Consider the following 22,732-nt stretch of genomic DNA (forward strand, 5'->3'; position numbering starts at 1 on the left):
GTTTTCTCTTTTAATTTAATCCATTGATAAATGGTATTACGAGAAATTTGGAAAACAGTTGCTGCTTCAGAAATACTGCCAATATTCTCACAATATGAAAGAACTTTTTCACGAAAATCTACTGAATATGCCATAAAAATAGTATAGTACAAAGTGTACGGTTTTTGTTTCATTCTACTATAATACTCAAAGAAAATCAAAAATAGTCTAGGAAACGAGCTGCAGACAGTACTAGACGTACGGCAAAGCGAGTTGACAACGAATAGTTTTGATTTTCAAAGAGTATAAGGAGGAGCAGGCACGGGTCAAGCAGTTCTTATTCGATTATCTTTTGAAAGCGAAACATCCCATCTGGGAATTGCTCCTGAATTTTTTCAGAAACTTCATCCGCCTCATTTGGATTCGTATGGAATTTGTTGAAAAATTCGACAATGCGAAAACCGCACCGATTGACGTAGAAGTGGATATTGCGTTGTTCAAAATAGGGGGTCATAGTTTCCCATATTTTGACCTCTGGATGGCATTTTTCGATTTCACACCAGGTCGCATAGCCGATGCCTTTGCTGTGAGCTGCAGGTGATACAAACAATAAATCTAATTCTCCTTTTTCACCTTCAATTTTGAGGACAACACCTCCAAGGATAGTGTTGGCTTCATCAACAATTCGATAGGCTTGACCATCTGCAATGGCTTGTTCGATTGTAGCGCGTGAAATAATTTGTCCGTCTTCCTCAAAGTGTTGATCACGAAGTCCAAATTCTTCCAAAGCTCCGAAATTAAAGGCTTCCTGATTATCTGTAATAAATTGCTCTCGATCCCAATCTTCTAGGGGGAGTAACTGTACAATCTGATTCATATAAACTCCTAGTAAAAAGAGACCTAGCAGGTCTCTTCAATGATTTATTGCCACAGGATCTAGCGCCTCTTTCTCATTTAGGCGGGTAAACCAGTCCACAGGACTCAGCCTCGCTCTCTAAATTTTAAGCTCGGGATAAAAAGGTCCACTGGACTCAACCTCGCTCTCTAATTTTTAAGCTCGGGATAAAAAGGTCCACTGGACCTTTTTATTCCCACTCAACTGTTGCGGGTGGTTTGCTGGTGATGTCGTAGACGATGCGGTTGACGTGGTCGACTTCGTTAACGATGCGGACGGAGATTTTTTTCAAGACGTCCCATGGTAGTTGGGCGAAGTCGGCGGTCATGCCGTCGATGGATGTGATAGCACGGATGGCGAGGGTGTAGTCGTAAGTCCGTCCGTCTCCCATAACGCCGACAGAGCGAACGCCGGTGTTAACGGTGAAGTATTGCCAAACGTCACGGTCGAGGCCAGCTTTTTGAATTTCTTCGCGGAGGATGGCGTCGGATTCGCGGACGGTTTGGAGTTTTTCTTCTGTGATTTCACCCATCACACGGATGGCAAGGCCTGGTCCTGGGAATGGTTGGCGCCATACAACTTCATCTGGCATGCCGAGTTCTGTTCCGAGGGCACGGACTTCATCTTTGAAGAGGGTGTTGAGGGGCTCAATCAATTCAAATTGCAGGTCTTCTGGGAGACCACCCACGTTGTGGTGGGATTTAATCGTTTGGGCAGTGTCTGTTCCAGATTCGATGATGTCTGTGTAGAGGGTACCTTGGGCTAGGAAATCAACTCCGTCCAATTTACGGGCTTCATCATCGAAGACATAAACAAACTCGTTACCGATGATTTTCCGTTTTTGTTCAGGATCCGATATACCAGCTAGTTTAGACAAGAAACGTTCAGCAGCGTCGGCTTTGACGATATTAAGGCCGAATTTGCCTCCGAGCATGTCCATAACCTGGTCGGCTTCACCTTTACGAAGGAGTCCGTGATCCACAAAGATACAGATCAATTGGTCACCAATGGCTTTTTGAAGTAGCACACCAACAACTGAGGAATCAACTCCACCGGAAAGACCAAGGAGGACTTTCCGATCACCAACGGTTTCACGGATTTTTTTGATCTCCATCTCAATGAAGTTGTTCATAGTCCAGTCGCCTTTGGCTCCACAGATGTTGAACACAAAGTTTTTCAAAAGATTGAAACCGTAGACGGAGTGGCGAACTTCTGGGTGGAATTGAATCCCGTAGAGGTTCTTATCCGGATTTTCAATCGCTGCAAAAGGACAGTCTAAAGAAGTACCAGTACGGACAAAGTTTTCAGGAATTTCTGTAACCGCATCTCCATGACTCATCAAGACTAGCTGTTCTTCAGGAGTTTCAACAAAGAGCGAACTATCTGGAGTATGGGTTAAATTGGATTGACCATATTCACGGTTTCCAGCTTCACCAGCCGGCACAACTTTTCCACCCAACTTATGGGTCATTAGTTGCATTCCGTAACAAATTCCGAGTACAGGGATTCCCAACTCAAAGATTTCTGGGTCAATATCGAAGGATCCTTCTTCATAGACAGAGTTTGGACCACCGGAGAGGATGATTCCGATTGGGTTCATCTCTTTCACTTCTTGGGCACTGAGTTTATGGCTTTTTAGTTCAGAGAATACACCCATTTCACGCACACGACGGGAAATCAATTGGTTGTATTGGCTACCATAATCCAGAACGATAATTTTTTCGACATCTTTCATGTCAGGAGTGATTGTAGTCATCTAATCCCTTTCCTAATGTTAGATTTTTTATAGTTTCCATTGTATCATAGACCTTAGTCCTTGCCAAGAAAGCTACATTAAGTTGACTTTTCCTCACTAGGTCACTAAAATAAAAAGAAGGAAGGGGGAGGAGCCATGCGCCCAGCTTACTTAGAAATACATGATGATATTAAAACCGCTATCGATCAAGGACGGTGGAAGATTGGGCAACGCCTGCCTAGCGAGCGCGATTTAGCGACCCACTACCAGGTAAGTCGGATGACTCTGCGCCAGGCCATTACACTTTTAGTTGAAGAAGGGGTGCTGGAGCGTCGCGTTGGAAGTGGAACCTTTATTGCTTCGACCCGTGTGCAAGAAAAAATGAGGGGAACGACCTCTTTTACAGAGATTATTCAATCGCAAGGAAAGGTACCGTCCAGTCAGCTGATTTCCTATCGGCGAACCCTACCCAGCCAGCAAGAGGTGGACTGCTTGGGGATTGCCAAGGAGGACAATATCATTCGCATGGAAAGGGTCCGGTATGCCGATGATCTCCCCGTTGTTTATGAAATTGCCTCTATCCCAGAGAAATTTATCAAAGACCTGCCCAAAGAGCAGGTAACCAGCCACTTTTTCCAAAGCCTTGAAGAAAAGGGCTACCGTATTGGCAAGTCCAGCCAGACCATCAGTGCTAAGCTGGTAGGGGATCCCATTGCCCACTATCTAAAACTTCCCAAGGGTCAGGCAGTTTTAGCGCTCACTCAATTATCCTACCTGGAAGATGGGCAAGCCTTTGAGTATGTTAAAAGCCAATATGCGGCTGATCGCTTTGAATTTTATTTTGAAAACTAAGGAAATCGCCTCGAAAATCAGGCGGTTTCTTTCGTATTTTGATATAATGGAAATACTATGGAAATTGAAAAAACCAATCGCATGAACGCTTTGTTTGAGTTTTATGCTGCTTTATTAACGGATAAGCAGATGAACTACATTGAGCTATATTATGCGGACGATTATTCCTTGGCGGAAATTGCGGAAGAATACCAGGTCAGTCGTCAGGCTGTTTATGACAATATTAAGCGGACTGAGCGAATTTTGGAGGACTATGAGCGCAAGCTGCATATGTACTCGGACTACATTGTTCGCAGCCAGATTTTGGAGGAAATCCAAACCGCCTACCCAGAGGACACTTTTCTCAAGGAAAAAATTGACATTTTAACCAGTATTGATAACCGAGAGTGAGGATGAAATATGTTTGAAAGTTTAACTGATCGCCTGCAGTCCGTATTTAAAAACTTACGGAAAAAAGGCAAGATTGATGAAAAAGATATTCAGGAAGCAACCAAAGAAATTCGGATGGCCCTCTTAGAGGCTGACGTGGCCCTGCCTGTTGTTAAAGACTTTATTAAACAAATCCGGGAACGGGCTTTGGGACAAGAGGTCATTGACACTCTCAATCCAGCCCAACAGGTGATTAAAATTGTCAACGAAGAGCTAACCAGCCTCTTAGGATCAGATCGAGCTGAGCTTGAAAAATCACCTAAGATTCCAACCATTATCATGATGGCTGGTCTTCAGGGGGCCGGTAAAACGACCTTTGCTGGGAAACTGGCCAATAAGTTAAAGAAGGAAGAAAATGCCCGTCCCTTGCTGATTGCGGCAGATATTTACCGACCAGCTGCGATTGATCAATTGAAAACGCTTGGCCAGCAAATTGATGTCCCTGTTTTTGCCATGGGGACAGAAGTACCAGCCCTGGATATTGTCAAAGCTGGTTTGGAGCAAGCACGGGAACAGAAAAATGACTACGTTCTGATTGATACAGCGGGACGCTTGCAGATTGACCAACTGCTCATGCAGGAGTTGAAAGACATCAAGGACTTTGCCCAACCAAATGAGATTCTCTTGGTTGTTGATGCCATGATTGGTCAAGAAGCAGCCAATATTGCCCGTGAATTTAACGAGCAGTTGGAAGTAACCGGGGTGATCCTGACCAAAATGGATGGGGACACCCGTGGGGGAGCAGCTCTATCTGTTCGTCAAATCACTGGAAAACCAATTAAATTTACCGGTACAGGTGAAAAGATTACCGACATTGAAGCCTTCTACCCAGACCGCATGGCCAGCCGGATTCTCGGTATGGGAGACTTGTTAACGCTGATTGAAAAAGCTTCTCAGGAATACGATCAGCAAAAGAGCCTGGAAATCGCTGAAAAAATGCGGGAAAACACCTTTGACTTCAATGATTTCCTTGATCAACTAGACCAAGTCCAAAATATGGGACCAATGGAAGATTTGCTGAAGATGATTCCAGGCATGGCCAGCAACCCCGCCCTCAAAAATCTCAAGGTCGATGAAAAAGAAGTGGCCCGCCGTAAAGCTATCATCTACTCCATGACCCCCGCCGAACGGGAAAATCTAGACCTACTAAACCCTGCCCGCCGCCGCCGGATTGCGGCTGGTTCAGGCAATAGCTTTGTTGAAGTCAACAAATTCATCAAGGACTTTAACCAAGCCAAACAAATGATGCAAGGGGTTATGTCCGGCGATATGAATAAAATGATGAAACAAATGGGCATGAACCCCAACCAGCTTCCTAAAAATATGCCGAACATGAACGGTATGGACATGTCCGCCTTGGAAGGCATGATGGGAGCCAATGGCATGCCAGATCTCTCCGCTCTTGGTGGCGATTTGGATATGAGCCAACTCTTCGGAGGCGGCCTCAAAGGCAAACTAGGCCAATTTGCAACCAAACAAGCCATGAACCGCATGAACAAACAGCTGAAAAAAGCTAAGAAAAAACGGAAGAAAAAATAAAGCAGAAAAACTCAAGGTTCATGCCCAACAACCTTGAGTTTTTCTAGCATTTCTATACATGTGAAGTCCAACACAAAGGAGGATTCAATGAAAGGAAAGAAATGGCTAGCCTTAGCCTGTATGGCTCTGGCTTTAGTAGCCTGTGGCCAAAAAGCCCAAAAGAAGGCTACCGAAAATCCAGAACAGCAATCCGTGAGAAAGGAACAGAAAGCAAACAAGCTTCGTTACCAAGGAAGTTACTACAGTGTTCAAGGAGCTGATGGCCAGGAGATTATTATCGTTAATAAAAAACATCCTCTAGCTGCCAACTATGCTCCTGGAGAAGACCCCGAAGCTCAATCCGCTTTTAGGCAGCTGGTTACAGCCATGCAGGAGGAAGGTTTCCCAATCAGCGACCATTATAGCGGCTATCGTTCTTATGAGAACCAAAGTCAACTATATCAAAATTATGTTGCTCAAGATGGGCAGGCTGAAGCCGATCGTTATTCAGCCCGACCTGGCTATAGTGAACACCAAACAGGTCTAGCCTATGATCTTATTGATACAGCAGGCAATCTTTTGACCGAAGCTAAAGCCAGCCAGTGGCTACGTGAGCATGCTGCAGATTATGGTTTTATTGTCCGTTATACAGAGGACAAGGAAGAAATCACCGGTTACACAGCAGAAAGTTGGCATATTCGGTATATTGGCTCAGAAGCCCAAAAGATTGCCAAATCTGGTTTAAGCCTGGAAGAATACTTTGAGGTGCCGGGTGGAGATTATGAAGATTAACAAGACTTCACCAGATAGTCTGAAAATTTTAGGCTATCTGGTAGACTTTGTTTAACATAAATTTGTTTTAGAGAATTCATGAGTCAAAAAAGTATGAAGCTAAAATTCTTCGAGTGACTTTGTGTGAACAGTCAATGCTTTAAAAAGATTTTCAGGCAGCAAGTAAGAGTATTTTCAGCCTACCAAGGGTTTTATAAAGAGTCTATGAGATTAGCCTTCAAAAGTGGTTGGCAGTTCAATCAATAACATCTTTCCGAAAAACTGTAATTTTCTTGAAAAAAGTTTTTGTCTTTGATACACTACTATTAGAGAATTTGGAGGTGCTTATGCGTCGTGAATTATTACTAGAAAAAATTGAAGATTTAAAACAAGTCATGCCTTGGTACGTTTTGGAATATTACCAATCCAAGTTAACCGTTCCTTACAGTTTTCCAACCTTATACGAATATCTAAAAGAATACCAGCGATTTTTTTCATGGTTGATGGAGACCGATTTAGTTTCGGTTACAGAAATCAAGGAGATTCCGATTGAAACGCTGGAGCATCTATCCAAAAAAGATTTAGAGGCCTTTGTTTTGTACCTACGTGAACGTCCCTTGTTAAATGCCAATTCTACCAAGACCGGATTGTCACAAACAACCATTAACCGGACTCTCTCGGCTCTCTCAAGTCTCTTTAAATTTTTAACCGAGGAAGTTGAAAACGAGCAAGGCGAACCTTATTTCTATCGCAATGTCATGAAAAAAGTTGCTACAAAAAAGAAAAAAGAAACCTTGGCAGCGAGGGCGGAAACCATCAAGCAAAAGCTCTTTTTAGGAGATGAGACTGAGGGATTTCTTCGTCACATTGAGGATGATTATCCCAAACAACTGTCCAAACGCGCCCTCAGCTCCTATGAGAAAAATAAAGAGCGAGATTTAGCTTTGATAGCCCTGCTACTGGCCTCGGGGATCCGTTTATCTGAAGCAGTTAACCTAGATGTGCGGGACCTCAATGTTCAGATGATGATTGCTGAGGTCACTCGGAAAGGTGGACGACGGGATGCCGTTCCTATTGCAGGTTTCGCTAAACCCTACCTGATGCAATACTTAGAAATTCGTGATAAACGTTACAAGCCTGAAAAACAGAATCTGGCACTTTTTTTAAGTGAATACCGAGGTCAGGCCAATCGGATGGATGCTTCTAGTATTGAAAAAATGGTTGCCAAGTATTCAGAATCCTTTAAAATTCGAGTCACTCCCCATAAACTACGCCACACTCTGGCAACTCGGCTCTATGATGCTACTAAATCTCAAGTTTTGGTTAGCCATCAACTGGGTCATGCCAGTACTCAGGTTACAGATCTCTATACCCATATTGTCGACGAAGAGCAAAAAAATGCCTTAGATAAACTCTAAGGCATTTTTATCATTCATTATAGCTGCTTACGAGTCCTACTCTACGATCGCTTCTGCAATTTCTTGAGCTGAAATGCCAGCGAAATAGCGGCTTAGATCCAATTCTTTGAGTTTGGCAAGGACTACGTCTCTTTCATAGGCTAGGCCGATTAAGGCCTCCTCTACTGCCGCTACGTCTTCAATTCCGAAGAAATCTCCGTAAATCTTGAGATTATCAATGCGTGAATCAACCACATTGACGTAGGCATCAATCAAACCACTTGAGAATTTAATGGTGCGACGAATGTTGTAGGCTGGAGATTTACCGTAGTTCCAATCCCAGTTCCCAAATTTGGCATCGCGATTTTGGCGAATTTCTTCCAGTTCAGCGTCTGAGAAAGTGTATTCGGCCATCTCCGGATACTCTTTTTTCATGTAATCCAATAGTAGATCGCGGAATTCCAGAACCGAAATTTTCTCTTCAAGCTCGTCAACAATGTTGGTCACACGCGCTCGAACTGATTTCACCCCTTTGGATTCGATTTTATGTTTAGAAACCTGAAGGGCTTTACTGAGGACAGATAGGTCTACATCAAAAAGTAAAGCTCCATGGTGCATGATCCGTCCCTTGATATAGGCTTGGGCATTCCCACCAAATTTCTTACCATCGATTTCTAAGTCATTACGACCGGTAAATTCAGCCTTGACCCCTAGTTCTGCCAGGGTATTGATGACTGGGATCGAGAAACTCTTGAAATCAAACAGCTTGTCTTGATTCTCATTGGAGATGATGGTGTAGTTGAGGTTGTTATAATCATGGTAAACAGCGCCACCACCACTGATTCGGCGGACAACTTCAATGTCATTTTCCCGAACATAGTCTCGGTTAATTTCTTCAATGGTATTTTGGTGACGGCCAACGATGATGGATGGTTTGTTGATCCAGAGGATAAAGATCATATCTTCATCCAGCATTTGTTTAAAGGCATACTCTTCTAGAGCGATATTAAAAGCGGTATCATTGCTTTCGTTAACAATGTATTTCATGAAATCTCCTATTTCTTGGGAGCATGTACAGCTAGATTGAGGACATCTGCAAAGGCTTCATACATGACTTCTGAGTAAGTTGGGTGGCCATGGATGGTTTTAAGAACTTCTTCCACGGTGATCTCCATTTCAATAATGGTAGAGGCTTCATTGATCAATTCGGCTGCAGCTGGACCAATAATATGAACCCCTAGAATTTCTCCATATTTCTTATCAGCAATGACTTTTACAAAACCTTGGGCGGCATCAGAAGCGATCGCACGACCATTGGCTCCAAAATTAAATTTACCGATAGCCACGTCATATTTTTCACGCGCCTGTTCTTCGGTCAAACCAACCGCAGCGACTTCAGGTAGAGTATAGATAGCAGCTGGTGTAAGGTTCAACTTAGCTACCACATGGTTGCCTTTTAGGGCGTTTTCTGCGGCCACTTCTCCCATCCGGAAAGCCGCATGCGCCAACATCTTGGTTCCATTGATGTCCCCAGGGGCATAAACACCTGCCACAGAGGTTTCCATGTATTCATTGACCTTGATACGGCCATTTTCTAGGTCAAAGTTAACTTCTCCCATACCTTCCAAGTCTGGAACCCGTCCGATTGAAAGAAGGGCTTTATCAGCTACGATATCGTCTTGACCAGCGACCTTGATCCGCAGTTTACCATTTTCTTCAATGATTTCCTCAAGTTTGGTTTCAGTATGGATGGTCATGCCTTTGCGTTCCAAGATGAGACGTAGGCTCTTCGAAATTTCCTTATCCATAGCTGGGACAATGCGATCGGTCATTTCGATAACGGTTACCTTCGAACCATAGGTCATAAAGGCTTGTCCCAATTCAATTCCGACAACTCCGCCACCAATAACAACCAGGTGTTCTGGCACTTCCTTGAGGTTCAGAATATCATCACTCGTCATAACAAGCTCAGATTCCATACCCGGTACGTTAATTTTGCTTACTTTGGAACCACCAGCTAGGATAATCTTTTTGGTCTCAAGGAGCGTGCTTCCATCAACCAAGACATTTTTATCTTTGGTGATGGTTCCGACACCCATATGGACGTCGACTCCATAAGAGCGCATGAGACCTCCAACACCGCCAACCAGTGTAGCAACGACTTTATCTTTGGTAGCGACAACCTTGTCCATGTCGACAGTGAAATTTGGATTTTCAACCATGATTCCACGGTCAGCGGCATGTCCCAAACTTTCAATGATCTCAGCATTGTGGAGATAGGTTTTGGTTGGGATACAGCCACGGTTCAGACAGGTTCCACCAAGGGCTGTTTTCTCAACCAAGGCCACCTTACCATCTAATTGAGAAGCCTTAATGGCAGCCACATATCCGGCAGGACCACCACCGATTACAACGATGTCATAAGCAGCATCACTCTTGCTCGAATCTTCCTGAGCTGGAGCTGCACTAGGACTATCCGCAACTGGAGCGGCTGCAGAAGCTGTTGGAATATTTTCACCTTCAGCTCCGAGATAACCGATGACTTCTGTGACCGGTACCGTTTCCCCGTCGCCTTTCAAAATAGCGATGAGGTAGCCATCCTCTTCAGCTTCTAATTCCATGCTGACCTTGTCAGTCATGATTTCCAGAAGAATTTCCCCTTCTTTGACAAATTCTCCTACTTTTTTATTCCACTGGACGATTTGACCTTCGGTCATATCGACACCGGCTTTAGGCATAATTACTTCTAAGGCCATTCTTTACTCCTTCTAAATTAACATTGAAATAGGGTTTTCAATCAGGGCTTTCAAGTCTTTCATAAATTTAGCCCCTGCCATCCCATCTACGACACGGTGGTCAATTGTGAGACCAAGGCTCATCATCGGGCGGATAACCACTTCACCATTTAAGGCGACTGGCTTCTCAATTGTTGCACTCACACCAAGAATCGCTGAGTTGGGTTGGTTGATGATGGGACCAAAGGATTGGACACCAAACATCCCCAGATTACTGATGGTAAAGGTTGAATTTTGCAATTCACTTGGAGCTAGTTTCATATCCAGCGCGCGACCAATGACATCTTTAAAGGCTACAACCAGCTGGGAGAGGGAGAGTTTTTCGGCATTAAAGACAACCGGGGTCAAGAGACCACCATCCATCCCTACAGCCATGGCTAAATTCACATAATCATGGGTAATAATGGTTTGACCATCTTCGGTCAAGCTAGAGTTGAGGTAGGGGTGTTTCATCAAGGTTTTGATCACCGCTAGTGAAATCAAGTCGGTTACAGTCACCTTTTTGCCTGTCTCTTCCATAATTGGATCCAGAACCTTCTTACGCAAGGCCAACATCTCGGTCATGTCAACCTCATAATTGAGGGTAAAGGTTGGTGCAGTGAGATAAGAATCGACCATGCGTTGGGCAATGACTTTGCGCATCGGTGTCATTGGAATCCGTTCAATCGTTCCCCATTCGGTTTGTGTATCTGGAACTTCCTCGACTTTTTCAATCACAGCTGGAGACTTGGTGGTTCCTTCTTCGAGGTTCTCTGGTAGCAGAGCCAAGATGTCCTGTTTCATAATTTTACCATTGACTCCCCGCCCCTGAATTTCTTGCCAAGCAATATTGTGTTCCATGGCAATCCGTTTTGCCAAGGGTGAAATTCGGACTACATGGGCATTCTTATGGTCCGCTACATCTTCTTGATGGACCCGTCCTTTTGCTCCCGTTCCAGCTACATCATAGAGATTAATCCCCAATTGATCCGCTAATTTACGAGCTGCAGGAGTTGCTCTTAGTTTTTCGTCAGACATTGCTTCTCCTTATTCTTTATTTACGGTTTTCAGAATGGTTTCTTTAATGCTTTCAACTGTTGGAATCATCGCATTCTCAAGATTTGCAGCATAAGGCATTGGAACGTCTTCACCCGCACAGCGGCGAATTGGGGCGTCCAAATAATCAAAGGCCTCTGATTCAGCAATTATTGCAGAAATCTCTCCAATAAAACCGCTTGTTTTATGAGCATCGTTGACGAGAACAACTTTTCCTGTTTTCTTGACGGAATTGATGATGATTTCCTTATCCAGAGGCACCAAGGTCCGTGGATCAACGACTTCAACAGACACGCCAGTCTCAGCTAACTCTTCTGCCGCCTGGAGAACACGCCGAAGCATTTTACCATAGGTTACGACGGTGACATCGGTTCCTTCTCTTTTAATTTCCCCCTTACCTAAAGGGATCACATATTCAGGATCGACCGGCACCTCGCCTTTTTGGTTAAATTCGGATTTGTACTCTAAGATAATAACAGGGTTATTATCGCGGATAGAGGCTTTAAGAAGCCCCTTCATATCGGCAGGGGTTCCCGGAGCGACAACCTTCAAGCCTGGAATATGGGTAAACCAGCTCTCCAAGGATTGGGAGTGCTGGGCTGCCGAGCCAACACCATTCCCAGCTGCACAGCGGACAGTCATAGGCACCTTGCCCTTGCCTCCAAACATGTAGCGGGTCTTAGCAGCCTGGTTGACAATCGCATCCATAGCAATGACAGAAAAGTCCATAAAGGTCATATCGACAATCGGACGGAGCCCAGTCATGGCAGCACCTGCTGCAGCACCAGAAATGGCTGATTCTGAAATCGGCGTATCGCGAACCCGCTCGGGACCAAATTCTTCTAACATCCCGACAGAAGTTCCAAAATCGCCACCAAAGATTCCGACATCTTCTCCCATCAGGAAAACATCTGGATCTCGGCGCATTTCTTCAGACATAGCTAGGATAATGGTATCCCGAAATGACATTAATTTAGTTTCCATGTGTGATATACCTCTCTTACTCCGCATAAACATCTTCAAAGGCTGATTCTAGGGGTGGGAATGGGCTGTTTTCAGCAAATCGAACAGATTCTTCCACCAGCTCTTTAACTTCTTCCTGGATAGTATCCAATTCCTCAGAACTAGCGATTTGCTGATCTAGTAGGTATTTCCGTAAATTTTCAATCGGGTCCTTTTTCTTCCATTCTTCAACTTCTTCGCGTGTCCGGTATTTACCTGGGTCAGAAGAGGAGTGTCCCAACCAACGATAGGTTACACTTTCAATCAGAACAGGTCCCTTACCAGAACGAACATGGGCAACGGCTTCTTGGAAACCTTTATAGACATCCAAGATATTATTACCATCTTCAACAAAGATACCTGGAATTCCATAGGCAGTAGCCCGTTGATAAATATGCTCCACATTGGTCATTTTTTTGATATCTGCTGAGATACCGTAACCATTATTGATACAAGCAAAAATAACCGGTAATTTCCAAATAGAGGCCATGTTTACCGCTTCGTGGAAGGCTCCCTCATTGGTAGCCCCATCGCCAAAGAAGCAGACAACAATTTTGTCGGTTCCTTTCATTTGTTGGGTTAGGGCAGCACCAACGGCGATCCCCATACCACCCCCAACAATTCCATTGGCCCCCAGGTTTCCAGCATCCAGATCAGCAATGTGCATGGACCCCCCTTTCCCTTTACAGGTTCCGGTGTATTTCCCGAGGATTTCAGCCATCATTTCATTAAGATTGATGCCTTTTGCGATGGCTTGGCCGTGACCACGGTGGTTGGAGGTGATCAAGTCATCGGGATTGAGGGCCATCATAGCCCCAACATTGGCAGCTTCTTCCCCAACGGAAAAGTGGGTCATCCCTGGAACTTTTCCTTTTCTCACCAGTTGGGCGATTTTTAAATCCATGCGACGAATTTCTTCCATTTTACGAAACATGTTCAGTAAAAGAGATTTATCTAGTGTTTCCATATGTTTCCCCTTCTTAAATTTCACAAACTTACACTTCTTATTTTATCTTGTCTTGAAATCCCTGTCAAAGGAAAAGTTACAAAAGAAAAAAGCCTAGAGTGTTAGAGTTTTTTAACACTAGCTAGACTTTGATTGGTTCCAATTATTCCGCCAACGTTTCAACATCGTGGATGATATTGTGAATGACGTTAAGATTGTCTGAAGTGAAGATAAACATATCATTTCCTTGCAGTTCTGCAAATGCTTCTGGCATACGAAGGCTGGCTTTCAAATTCGCTGCATAGCGCTCCAAAAGCTCTTCTTTGGATATTTGATAATTGAACCGATCACGGCGAGCAATTGCCAGAGCATGATTTACAGGACCATCTGCTTCAGGGAAACCATTACCAGCAACAAGGCTAGCATAGTCACGGAAAAGATCACGTGAATATCCAAAATTGTAGACATCTATTGCAAAGGCTCCAGCAGGACGGTTGTTGTACTCGACAGCGATATAGTCATCGCCATTTCGGAAAAACTCAATATGGAAGAAGCGTTCTTTCATACCGAATGCTTTGACAGCTGCTTCTCCATACTGGCGTAGTAAAGGATCGACTTCCATCTGGGTGTAATAAGCAAACCCTTTTTGCTGTAAGAGAATGTTTAATGGAGTATCTGTGTAGTCAAAGGATGTTGACCAAACGATATTCCCCTCAGCATCGACCAAGCCATCAAAGGTACACATTTCTGTACTGGTTACAAATGGTTCTAGGAAATAAGCTACACTGCGATCCCAATTTTCAAGGAAATCCCGAACAGAACGTGGGTCATCCAGTTTATAAGTTGCCGCAGCCCCTACTCCATTATCCGGTTTTGCAATGAGAGGAAGACCGAGACGTTCAACCGCTTCCTCCACTTCTTCATCGGTGGTCACAACACGCCCTGGAGTTACAGGTACCCCTGCTGTACGGAAAATTTCCTTCATTTTGGACTTGAATTTAGTCTTTTCAATATCTCCATTTTTAGGGCCAAAGACATTAAATTGTGTCCGTAGTTGGGCATCCATTTCCAACCAGTATTCATTTTGTGATTCAATGCGGTCAATGGGACCATGTTTGTAGAATAGAAAGGCCACTGCACGTTTTACTTCATCCAAATCTTCCAAGTTAGATACGCGGAAGTATTCGGTCATAGCCTCCTGTAGTTCATGCCCCAGCTGCTCATAAGGCTCTTGGCCAATACCGAGTACAGTGACCCCTTGTTTAGCCAATTCAATAGAAAATTTCTGAAAATTTTGTGGGTAATACGGTGAAATAACGATGTAATTCATAATTCATCTCCTTTTATAAATCAAGACTTTCTAAGAAATACGGGAATTGGACACGCCACCAATCCCAATCATGGGCCACATCATAGCCCCACACATCAAACCAGGCTGGAATTTGTTTGTCCTCAAAGGCTGCTTTCAAGCTATAAAATGAGGGCAATCCATCTTGTTCCCAAGCTCCTAGACCCGTGCAAACAATGATATTAGCAGACTTGTAATGGTCTAGGAACCATGGATCATTTTGATGCCAGATATAGTCGCTCGGAGAATTTTGGTAAATTTCTTTATCATCTCCATATTCACCAACAAAGAAACGAGCATCATACACACCACTCAAGGCAATTACTGTTTGAAACACATCTGGATGTTGCAAGAAGAAGTTCAAGGCATGATAAGCTCCCATGGAACATCCAGAGGTCATCAAAGATCCTTCCCAATTAGTCAAGGATTTGATAAAAGGCACTGCCTCTTGAATCACGTAGCGTTCATAGGCCAAGTGTGCTAAAGCACGATCATGACCAGGCTTCCAATTGGCCTCCCAACTTTCATCATCAATGCTAGACAAGGTGAAGAATTGGACTTTGCCCTCGTCAACAAAACGTTGAGCCGCATGCACCATGCCAAAATCATAAAACTCATTGTGGCTGCCACCTGATGATGGGAAGACAATCACTGGTACTCCAGCATGCCCATAACGGTTCAAGTGCATGTCACGACCTAATTCGTGACTCCAATGTACAAGATTTTCTATATTCATAACCTTCTCCTTTTACCTTTCATCATGGTGCCAAAAACGACTCAAAAATCGGAAACAATCTCCTAGTTGTTCAGACCAAGCAATCTCATTGTGCTCAGCATCTGTCTGCACTACTAATTCTAGATTGTTAATACTATGCCCCATACGAATGAGATCTTTAAAATAGCGAATGGAAGAGCTAACATAAGCTTGCTTAATATTACCTCCAATTAAGCTCTTATCCGTCTCATCGTCTTCTTGAGTTCCTACATAGATATAAATCCGTTGCGGAGCTAGCATCGGTGTTCGTTCAATATAGCGATTGAAAGCGTCCTGGTGTAGGAAGTTGGCCGAAGAGAAAATTCCTAGACAACCAATCCGATCTTGGTAGGCCAACCCCATAAATTGAGTAATGTTCCCCCCAAGAGAACTTCCAACCATTGCCGTATATTCCCGTTGAGGCTTAGTTCGATATTCTTGATCAATAAAGGGCTTTACCACTTCCATAACAAATTCCGCATATTCAATTCCCTTACCACCAAAACTAATACCTGGGATCCCTCCTTGGAATTTCCAAGCAGAGTACTCATTCATGCGATTTTCGCCATCATTATCAATAGCCACCACAATCATCCGGTCAATATCGGGATTACGCTTAATTGTTGGAATCACCTTCCAAGAATAGCCACTAAAAGCCTCTTTACTATAGAGAACATTCTGACCATCATGGAAGTAAACAACCGGATAGAAGCGCTCCGTATCTTGTTCGTAGTTCTTTGGAAGAAGAACCCGCACGCGCCGAGCTTCCCCACTATAAGGAACTTCCAATTCATGCGTCTGCATGTCTAAATAAAAGTAAGATTGATTCATTGTCTGAAAACTCTCTATATTCAAAAACTTTAACTCAGTATACCACAAAAGCCCAAGGCTGTATATATATTTTTGAAGATTTTCAAAAAGTTTTCTTAAATGAATAAAAATAAGACCAAGTCCAGGCCAGACTCAGTCTCAGTTCTTATTTTTCAAGATAGGGTTGCAAATCCTCCAGCGCTCGTGCAGCAATTTTCTCATACCGCTCCTTCTTATCACGAATACGCGGCCCATCCAATTCCTTGATAATCCCAAAGTTTACATTCATCGGCTGGAAGTGTTTGCTATCGGTTGAAGTAATATAGTGTGGTAAACTGCCAATGGCAGTTGTTTGCGGGAAAAGCACCTCCTCTTCACCCCGGAAAAGGGCAACAGCATTAATCCCAGCTACTAAGCCAGAAGCCGCTGATTCCACATAACCTTCAACTCCCGTCATTTGTCCTGCAAAAAAGAGATTGGCTTGCTTTTTGGAACGGTAGCTTGGGCTGAGGAGATTAGGAGAATCCATATAGGAGTTCCGGTGCATCACCCCATAGCGGACGAACTCAGCATTTTCCAAACCAGGAATCATTTGGAACACCCGTTTTTGCTCGCCCCATTTGAGGTGGGTTTGGAAGCCAACAATATTGTAAAGGCTACCAGCCGCATTGTCCTGACGAAGCTGAACTACGGCATAAGGAGTTTTGAAGTCCCCATCCCGCGGCCCTTCATAGTCGTCTGGGTATTCCAGTCCAACAGGTTTCATCGGACCGTAGAGCATAGTTTTGATTCCCCGTTTCGCCATGACCTCAATGGGCATACAACCTTCGAAATATTTTTCTTTTTCAAACGAATTCAACGGAGCTTCTTCTGCATTGACCAAGGCATTATGGAAGGCCATAAATTCTTCCTTGATCATGGGAGCATTGAGGTAGGCCGCTTCCCCTTTATCATAACGAGATTTAAGGTAAACCTTACTGTGGTCGATGGTGTTGACATCCACAATCGGAGCTGCCGCATCATAAAAGTAAAAACCAGTTCCACCATTGAGCGCGTGGATCTTCTCAGCGAGGGCGTCACTGGTTAAGGGACCAGTCGCCACAATCGTGATTTCATCCTCAGGTAAGTCTTGGATCTCTTCACGGATAACCTCAATCAGCGGATGGTTAGATAGTTCCTCTGTCACGGCTTGCGAGAAACCTTCCCGGTCGACCGCCAAGGCTCCGCCTGCAGGAACACGGGTTGCTTCTGCAGATTTTAAGATAAGAGAATCTAAGCGACGCATTTCTTCCTTGAGCAATCCTACCGCATTGGTTAGGGCATCTCCTCTAAGCGAGTTGGAGCACACCAACTCGGCAAATTGATCGGTTTTATGTTGGGGTGTTTTTTTAGGTCCTCGCATTTCATACAGGCGAACTGGGATGCCACGTTTGGCAATCTGATATGCCGCCTCACTGCCGGCTAAACCAGCGCCAATTACATTAATATGAGTTGTTTTATACATTATTTAACCTTTGCTTCTTCATAGTCTCCGTTGACACAGACAACCTGCTTGCCGCCACCGCGGACTTTCTTTTCAACGAGCGTTCCCTGACATTTTGGACAACTTCGCCCAACAGGTTTGTCCCAGCTGGTAAATTCACAGTCTGGATAGCGATCACAACCATAGAATAGGCGATTCTTTTTACTCTTACGTTCGATTACTTGCCCTTGTTGGCATTGAGGGCAGGTCACACCAATTTCCTTGACAATCGCCTTAGTATTACGACAGTCGGGGAAATTACTGCAGGCATAGAATTTTCCATAGCGGCCTAGTTTGATCACCATAGAATTTCCACAGACATCACAGTCAAAGCCAGCTGGTTCATCCTTGATTTGGATTTTTTCCATTTCTTCCTCAGCCTTGCCCAATTCTTTTTTAAAGGGTTGATAGAACTGATCAATAACCTTCTGCCATTCTTCCTGGCCAATCTCGACATCATCCAAACGGGTTTCCAAGTCGGCTGTGAAATGAACGTCGACAATGTCTGGGAAGAACTCGACGATTAGCTTGTTGACAATTTCACCCAACTCGGTTGGTTCAAAGCGCTTGGCTGCCAATTTAACATAATAGCGTTTCTGGATGGTTTCAATGGTTGGAGCATAGGTCGAAGGACGGCCAACACCGTTTTCCTCCAGGGTTTTGATCAGGGTTGCCTCTGAATAGCGAGCGGGTGGCTGTGTAAAGTGCTGTTCGGGTTTGCTGGAAATCCGTTTGACTTGATCGCCAACCTCCATATCTGGCAGCATTTTATTGCGGTCACTGTCATTATAAATAGCTAGATACCCATCAAATTTAACTTGACTACCATTAGCTGTGAAACGCACACCGGCTTGTTCCAAATTGACCTTCATGGTATCAAAGATGGCTGCGGTCATTTGACTGGCTACAAAACGATTCCAAATCAATGTGTAGAGTTTCAATTGGTCCTTATCCAAATACTTACTGATAGACTCAGGCGTTAGGTGGACATTAGAGGGCCGAATGGCTTCGTGAGCATCCTGGGCCGAGCTAGCATTTCGCACCTTGCTTCCGTGTTTGGAATAATTGGCTCCAAAACGCTCGGTGATAAAGTTAGCTGCCTCATTGGTCGCAATGGGACTAATCCGAGTGGAGTCAGTACGCATATAGGTAATGAGCCCCTGAACTCCGCCGGAAATTTTAATTCCCTCATACAATTGCTGCGCCACGGACATGGTTTTTCGAGTCCGGAAATTGAGCTTGTTGGCCGCATCTTGTTGGAGGGAAGAGGTTGTGTAAGGAAGGGGCGCATTTCTCCGGCGCTCCTTCTTTTCAACCTTAGTTACCTCAAAGTCATCGGATTTAAGAAGGCTGAGTACCTCCTGAACATCCTCATTGGTTTTCAACTCTTTCTTTTTCCCGTTCACTCCATAAAATGAAGCTTGGAACTGCTTATTGCCTTTTTTAAAGACGGAATCGAGGGTCCAGTATTCTTCTGGAATGAAGGCATTGATTTCCGCTTCGCGGTCAATAATCAATTTTAGGGCGACAGATTGAACCCGGCCGGCGGACAACCCTTTTTTGACTTTTTTCCAAAGAATCGGAGAAATGGAATACCCCACAATCCGGTCTAAAACGCGTCGGGCTTGTTGGGCATCCACTAGATCCATATTGATGCTCCGAGGTTCTTTAAAAGCGCTCTTAACCGCATCTTTTGTGATTTCATTAAAAACCACGCGATTGTCGTCTTCTAGGTTTAAATCCAGGATATGGGCCAGGTGCCAAGAAATAGCTTCTCCTTCACGGTCCGGGTCACTTGCGAGAAAGACTTTTTTGGCTTTTTTAGCTTCTTTCTTAAGATCGTTGATTAGGGGTCCTTTTCCACGAATGTTGATGTATTCAGGTTGGTAATTGTTTTCAAAATCAACAGACATGGAGGATTTTTTCAGATCGCGAATATGGCCCACACTAGCCATGACTTTATAATTGCGACCAAGATATTTCTCAATCGTTTTAGCCTTGGCTGGGGATTCGACGATCACTAAATTTTTCTTAGGAGTGGTTTTTTTCTTTGTTTTCGTAACCAATCTCTTCACCTTTCACTTCAAATTAAACTGGGACAAGTTTACTCTATTTTTATAAGCCTGTCAACAATTCAGTATCTCTATAGGAAAACTTTAAGTTAGTTTTAAGTCGTTGAGAATGTCTAAACCGCATGAAACATAGCGTGCTCCCTCTTTCAAGAGCTGGTGACACCCTTCATGACTTTCTAATAGAATCGAACCAGGAATGGCGTAAATCTCTCGGCCAGATTCTAGGGCGCGATCCGCTGTAATTAAACTGCCCGACCGTACCTTGGCTTCAGCCACCAAAACTGCTACAGACAAGCCTGCGATAATCCGATTGCGATTGGGAAAATGGTAGGGCTTGGCAGTTTCCTGGGGACCATACTCGCTCAGCAATAGTTGGTGGTGTCCCATATATTCTTGTAGGCGCTTGTTTTCCAGAGGATAGACCCGGCCCAAGCCAGTCCCTAAGATCCCGATTGTCGGTGTTGCTGCTCTGAGGGCTGCCTTGTGAGCCGCGGTGTCAATGCCCCTGGCTAAGCCACTGACAATCGCCAATTTTCCTTGAAGCTCCGTAATAATTTTGGAAACAGCTTGGATTCCGTAAGGGCTGGCCATACGACTACCAACAACCGCGAGCGCAGGCAGTTGTAACAAGTCCAGATTCCCCTGGTAAAACAGCAACAAGGGCGGGTCATAAATTTCTTTGAGACTAGCTGGATAGACAGAATCGTCTACGACAAAAGAGGGAAAGGAGTGAAATTCCGCTCGCAAGGCCTGTGGATCCAGTTTCTTAGCCTTCTGGAGGCGGTCAAAGGGCTCTTTACAACCAGAGACCACCAACCGATTGCGGAGAACTTCTTCTCCTCGGCCTTTCTCATAATCGATAATCTTCCGAATTTGAGAATTGCTTAACCCTAACTTACGTAAGTAAAAGATATCAAATGCTTTCATGATTCACCTCTCTTGCTTATTCGCAAAAGAAATGAAAAATTACAGATTCTTGAGGGGAGCGAAGGTCATTCTATGGATAGGAGAAGGACCTAGTTGGACTAGGCCCCGTAGATGGTTCGCTGTCCCATAACCCACATTATTTGCAAAATCGTAACCTGGAAATTGCTGATCATAAGCCTCCATGAGTCGATCCCGCTCTACCTTGGCAATAATACTAGCTGCAGCAATCGACTGACTACGGGCATCCCCCTTAATCAAACTGGTTTGCGGCAGCGGAAGATCCAGCTCCATGGCATCAATCAAAAGATAGTCCGGCTGAATCTCCAGCTTCTGGATCGCTTCCTGCATGGCCAGCTTACTGGCCTGGTAAATATTGACCTGATCAATCATTGCTGCATCGATACAGCCAATACCGATAGCAAGCGCTTCTGCTTTAATGGCCTCATAGACTTCCATTAATTTCTTTTTGCTTAATTTTTTAGAGTCGTTAATCCCCCTAATCCGGCTAGAGGCTGGCAAAATGACTGCCGCAGCCAAGACGGGTCCTGCTAAGGGTCCGCGACCAACTTCATCGACCCCAGCGATCGCTGTGTATCCTTGGGCATACAACTCCTTTTCAAAAGCCACCAAGGATTCTACACGCTCCTGCTCAGCCAAGGCAGCCTGCAACTGCTTTTGCCGCTGTACCAAGAGCTTCTGAACCCCCTGCCGTGAATCCTCCTGCATGTCCAGAAAAAGAGGGTGGTCCAAGCGATCCACCCCTGCTAGTAAGGCCTTAATTTCGTTAATCGTTGCCATTTAAATCACCTACCCGGTCCAAGGTATAACGTCCAGGCTTGCCATCACGAACCTCTTTGACAAACAATTGGTAAAAACGGTCATAATCCTCTCGAAAACCTAACAAGTTTGTTCCATCCATAATATAATCCGGTGTTTCCAAATCCAAGGATAGCTTGGGAAAACGCTCCTGTAAACGTTCTGGATAATAGATTTTGAAGTAATCCAGTCCAAAAATCGTCACCTCGTCCATTGGTAGCAACTGGTCTTTGATGGCTCCCGTTAGAGCTAGTTTCAAAGCCACTTGCTCATCCTCAAATTTTGGCCACAGAATCCCTGGTGTGTCTAAAATTTCCAAATCCTTGTTGGTCCGCAACCACTGTTGGCCCTTGGTCACACCTGGCTTATTGCCCGTTACCGCTATTTTTTTACCCGCCAAACGATTCATCAAGGTTGATTTTCCAGCATTGGGAATCCCAATAATCATGGTTCGCAGAGTCTGTGTCCGAATTCCACGCTCTTCCTGCCGTTGTAATTTAGCAGCCATGAGCGTTTTCGCGGCCTCGGTCACTTTCTTGACACTGGAGGCCTCTTTAGAATTTAAAGCCAGAACCGTCTTGCCCTGCTTTTCAAAATAGGTACGCCATTCTTGGGTTACCTGCGGATCTGCCAAATCTGCCTTGTTGAGAATTAACAACTGTGGCTTATCCCCAATAATCTTTGTTAACATGGGATTTTGACTAGATAGGGGCAAGCGTGCATCGACCAAGACCGTCACAAAATCGACAAACTTGAGACTCTCCTGCACCTGCCGTCTCGCCTTGGACATATGTCCAGGGAACCATTGAATTGTTGCCATCTTTAAAATCTCCTTCACTACCAAGTTTTTAGAGGATGCTTACTCCTCCTATTATTCATCCTATTCAACCAGGGCCTATTCAGGGGATTGCTCTTGATAAATCTGACCAATAATAGAGTCCCCCGATACCAGAAAAAATGACTGATCAACTTGTCAATCAAATTGAAAACAGTTATGCCACTTTATTGAATTAAAACAGCTAGAAATGCTATTAAATCAACGTTTACAACTGTTTTTTATATAATCTTATTCATTATACCACATTCCGCTGCTCTTTGAAGGAGAGACTCGCCCCCTCTTATATTTAAA

General features: G+C 44.3%; 21 protein-coding genes. 5 read left to right on the top strand and 16 right to left on the bottom strand.

What is annotated here, in order from left to right:
- The 3 genes from E5983_RS01810 to guaA form a co-directional block, all read right to left on the bottom strand.
- The coding region (locus E5983_RS01810; protein WP_160332216.1) for an IS630 transposase-related protein at positions 1–134 on the bottom strand (134 nt) is incomplete at its 3' end.
- Positions 135–316: 182 nt separating this feature from the next.
- Entirely contained in the window at positions 317–856 is a 540-nt protein-coding gene (locus E5983_RS01815; RefSeq protein ID WP_160332217.1) for a GNAT family N-acetyltransferase, read from the bottom strand.
- A gap of 208 nt (positions 857–1,064) precedes the next feature.
- Positions 1,065–2,630 carry a glutamine-hydrolyzing GMP synthase gene (gene guaA / locus E5983_RS01820; RefSeq protein ID WP_160332218.1) on the bottom strand — a complete coding sequence of 522 codons (1,566 nt, stop codon included), beginning with the start codon at positions 2,628–2,630 and terminating at the stop codon, positions 1,065–1,067.
- Positions 2,631–2,765: 135 nt separating this feature from the next.
- Between guaA and E5983_RS01825 the strand changes: the two genes are divergently transcribed.
- The 5 genes from E5983_RS01825 to xerS all read left to right on the top strand — a co-directional run bounded on the left by E5983_RS01825 (position 2,766) and on the right by xerS (position 7,597).
- Positions 2,766–3,461, top strand: coding sequence for a GntR family transcriptional regulator (locus E5983_RS01825; RefSeq protein ID WP_160332219.1), 696 nt, complete (start codon positions 2,766–2,768; stop codon positions 3,459–3,461).
- 57 nt (positions 3,462–3,518) lie between these two features.
- Entirely contained in the window at positions 3,519–3,851 is a 333-nt protein-coding gene (locus E5983_RS01830; RefSeq protein ID WP_160332220.1) for a putative DNA-binding protein, read from the top strand.
- Between the two features lie 9 nt (positions 3,852–3,860).
- Entirely contained in the window at positions 3,861–5,429 is a 1,569-nt protein-coding gene (gene ffh / locus E5983_RS01835; protein ID WP_160332221.1) for a signal recognition particle protein, read from the top strand.
- A gap of 87 nt (positions 5,430–5,516) precedes the next feature.
- Entirely contained in the window at positions 5,517–6,200 is a 684-nt protein-coding gene (ldcB, locus tag E5983_RS01840) for an LD-carboxypeptidase LdcB/DacB (RefSeq protein ID WP_160332222.1), read from the top strand.
- Positions 6,201–6,526: 326 nt separating this feature from the next.
- Entirely contained in the window at positions 6,527–7,597 is a 1,071-nt protein-coding gene (gene xerS / locus E5983_RS01845; protein WP_160332223.1) for a tyrosine recombinase XerS, read from the top strand.
- A 36-nt stretch (positions 7,598–7,633) separates the two neighbouring features.
- On the opposite strand, the gene E5983_RS01850 is transcribed toward xerS, so the two are convergent.
- The 13 genes from E5983_RS01850 to ylqF all read right to left on the bottom strand — a co-directional run bounded on the left by E5983_RS01850 (position 7,634) and on the right by ylqF (position 22,423).
- On the bottom strand, positions 7,634–8,623 hold the full coding sequence (locus E5983_RS01850) for a lipoate--protein ligase (protein ID WP_160332224.1): 990 nt from the start codon (positions 8,621–8,623) through the stop codon (positions 7,634–7,636).
- 8 nt (positions 8,624–8,631) lie between these two features.
- Positions 8,632–10,332: a dihydrolipoyl dehydrogenase gene (gene lpdA, locus E5983_RS01855; protein WP_160332225.1), complete on the bottom strand. Its 1,701-nt coding sequence runs from the start codon at positions 10,330–10,332 to the stop codon at positions 8,632–8,634.
- A 12-nt stretch (positions 10,333–10,344) separates the two neighbouring features.
- On the bottom strand, positions 10,345–11,388 hold the full coding sequence (locus E5983_RS01860; protein WP_160332226.1) for a dihydrolipoamide acetyltransferase: 1,044 nt from the start codon (positions 11,386–11,388) through the stop codon (positions 10,345–10,347).
- Between the two features lie 9 nt (positions 11,389–11,397).
- On the bottom strand, positions 11,398–12,390 hold the full coding sequence (locus E5983_RS01865; protein WP_160332227.1) for an alpha-ketoacid dehydrogenase subunit beta: 993 nt from the start codon (positions 12,388–12,390) through the stop codon (positions 11,398–11,400).
- 16 nt (positions 12,391–12,406) lie between these two features.
- Entirely contained in the window at positions 12,407–13,375 is a 969-nt protein-coding gene (locus E5983_RS01870) for a thiamine pyrophosphate-dependent dehydrogenase E1 component subunit alpha (protein ID WP_160332228.1), read from the bottom strand.
- A gap of 142 nt (positions 13,376–13,517) precedes the next feature.
- Positions 13,518–14,684, bottom strand: coding sequence for an ATP-grasp domain-containing protein (locus E5983_RS01875; protein ID WP_160332229.1), 1,167 nt, complete (start codon positions 14,682–14,684; stop codon positions 13,518–13,520).
- Between the two features lie 13 nt (positions 14,685–14,697).
- On the bottom strand, positions 14,698–15,438 hold the full coding sequence (locus E5983_RS01880) for an esterase family protein (RefSeq protein ID WP_160332230.1): 741 nt from the start codon (positions 15,436–15,438) through the stop codon (positions 14,698–14,700).
- Between the two features lie 12 nt (positions 15,439–15,450).
- Positions 15,451–16,287, bottom strand: coding sequence for an alpha/beta hydrolase (locus E5983_RS01885; protein ID WP_160332231.1), 837 nt, complete (start codon positions 16,285–16,287; stop codon positions 15,451–15,453).
- Positions 16,288–16,432: 145 nt separating this feature from the next.
- The gene (gene trmFO / locus E5983_RS01890; RefSeq protein ID WP_160332232.1) at positions 16,433–17,770 is read right to left on the bottom strand and encodes a methylenetetrahydrofolate--tRNA-(uracil(54)-C(5))-methyltransferase (FADH(2)-oxidizing) TrmFO; all 1,338 of its coding nucleotides are present in this window, start codon (positions 17,768–17,770) and stop codon (positions 16,433–16,435) included.
- Positions 17,770–19,863 carry a type I DNA topoisomerase gene (gene topA / locus E5983_RS01895; RefSeq protein WP_262092338.1) on the bottom strand — a complete coding sequence of 698 codons (2,094 nt, stop codon included), beginning with the start codon at positions 19,861–19,863 and terminating at the stop codon, positions 17,770–17,772. Before topA ends, trmFO begins: the two co-directional genes overlap by 1 nt.
- 81 nt (positions 19,864–19,944) lie before the next feature.
- A complete protein-coding gene (gene dprA / locus E5983_RS01900; protein ID WP_160332234.1) occupies positions 19,945–20,787 on the bottom strand; it encodes a DNA-processing protein DprA in 843 nt (280 codons plus the stop codon).
- A gap of 39 nt (positions 20,788–20,826) precedes the next feature.
- Entirely contained in the window at positions 20,827–21,585 is a 759-nt protein-coding gene (locus E5983_RS01905) for a ribonuclease HII (RefSeq protein ID WP_160332235.1), read from the bottom strand.
- Positions 21,572–22,423 (bottom strand): ribosome biogenesis GTPase YlqF, encoded by an 852-nt coding sequence (ylqF, locus tag E5983_RS01910; RefSeq protein ID WP_160332236.1) that lies wholly within the window; start codon positions 22,421–22,423, stop codon positions 21,572–21,574. The genes E5983_RS01905 and ylqF overlap by 14 nt, the downstream gene beginning before the upstream one ends.
- Positions 22,424–22,732: the final 309 nt, after the last annotated feature.

Origin of the sequence: Streptococcus danieliae, from assembly GCF_009767945.1 — a bacterium.
Taxonomy (GTDB): Bacteria; Bacillota; Bacilli; order Lactobacillales; family Streptococcaceae; genus Streptococcus; species Streptococcus danieliae.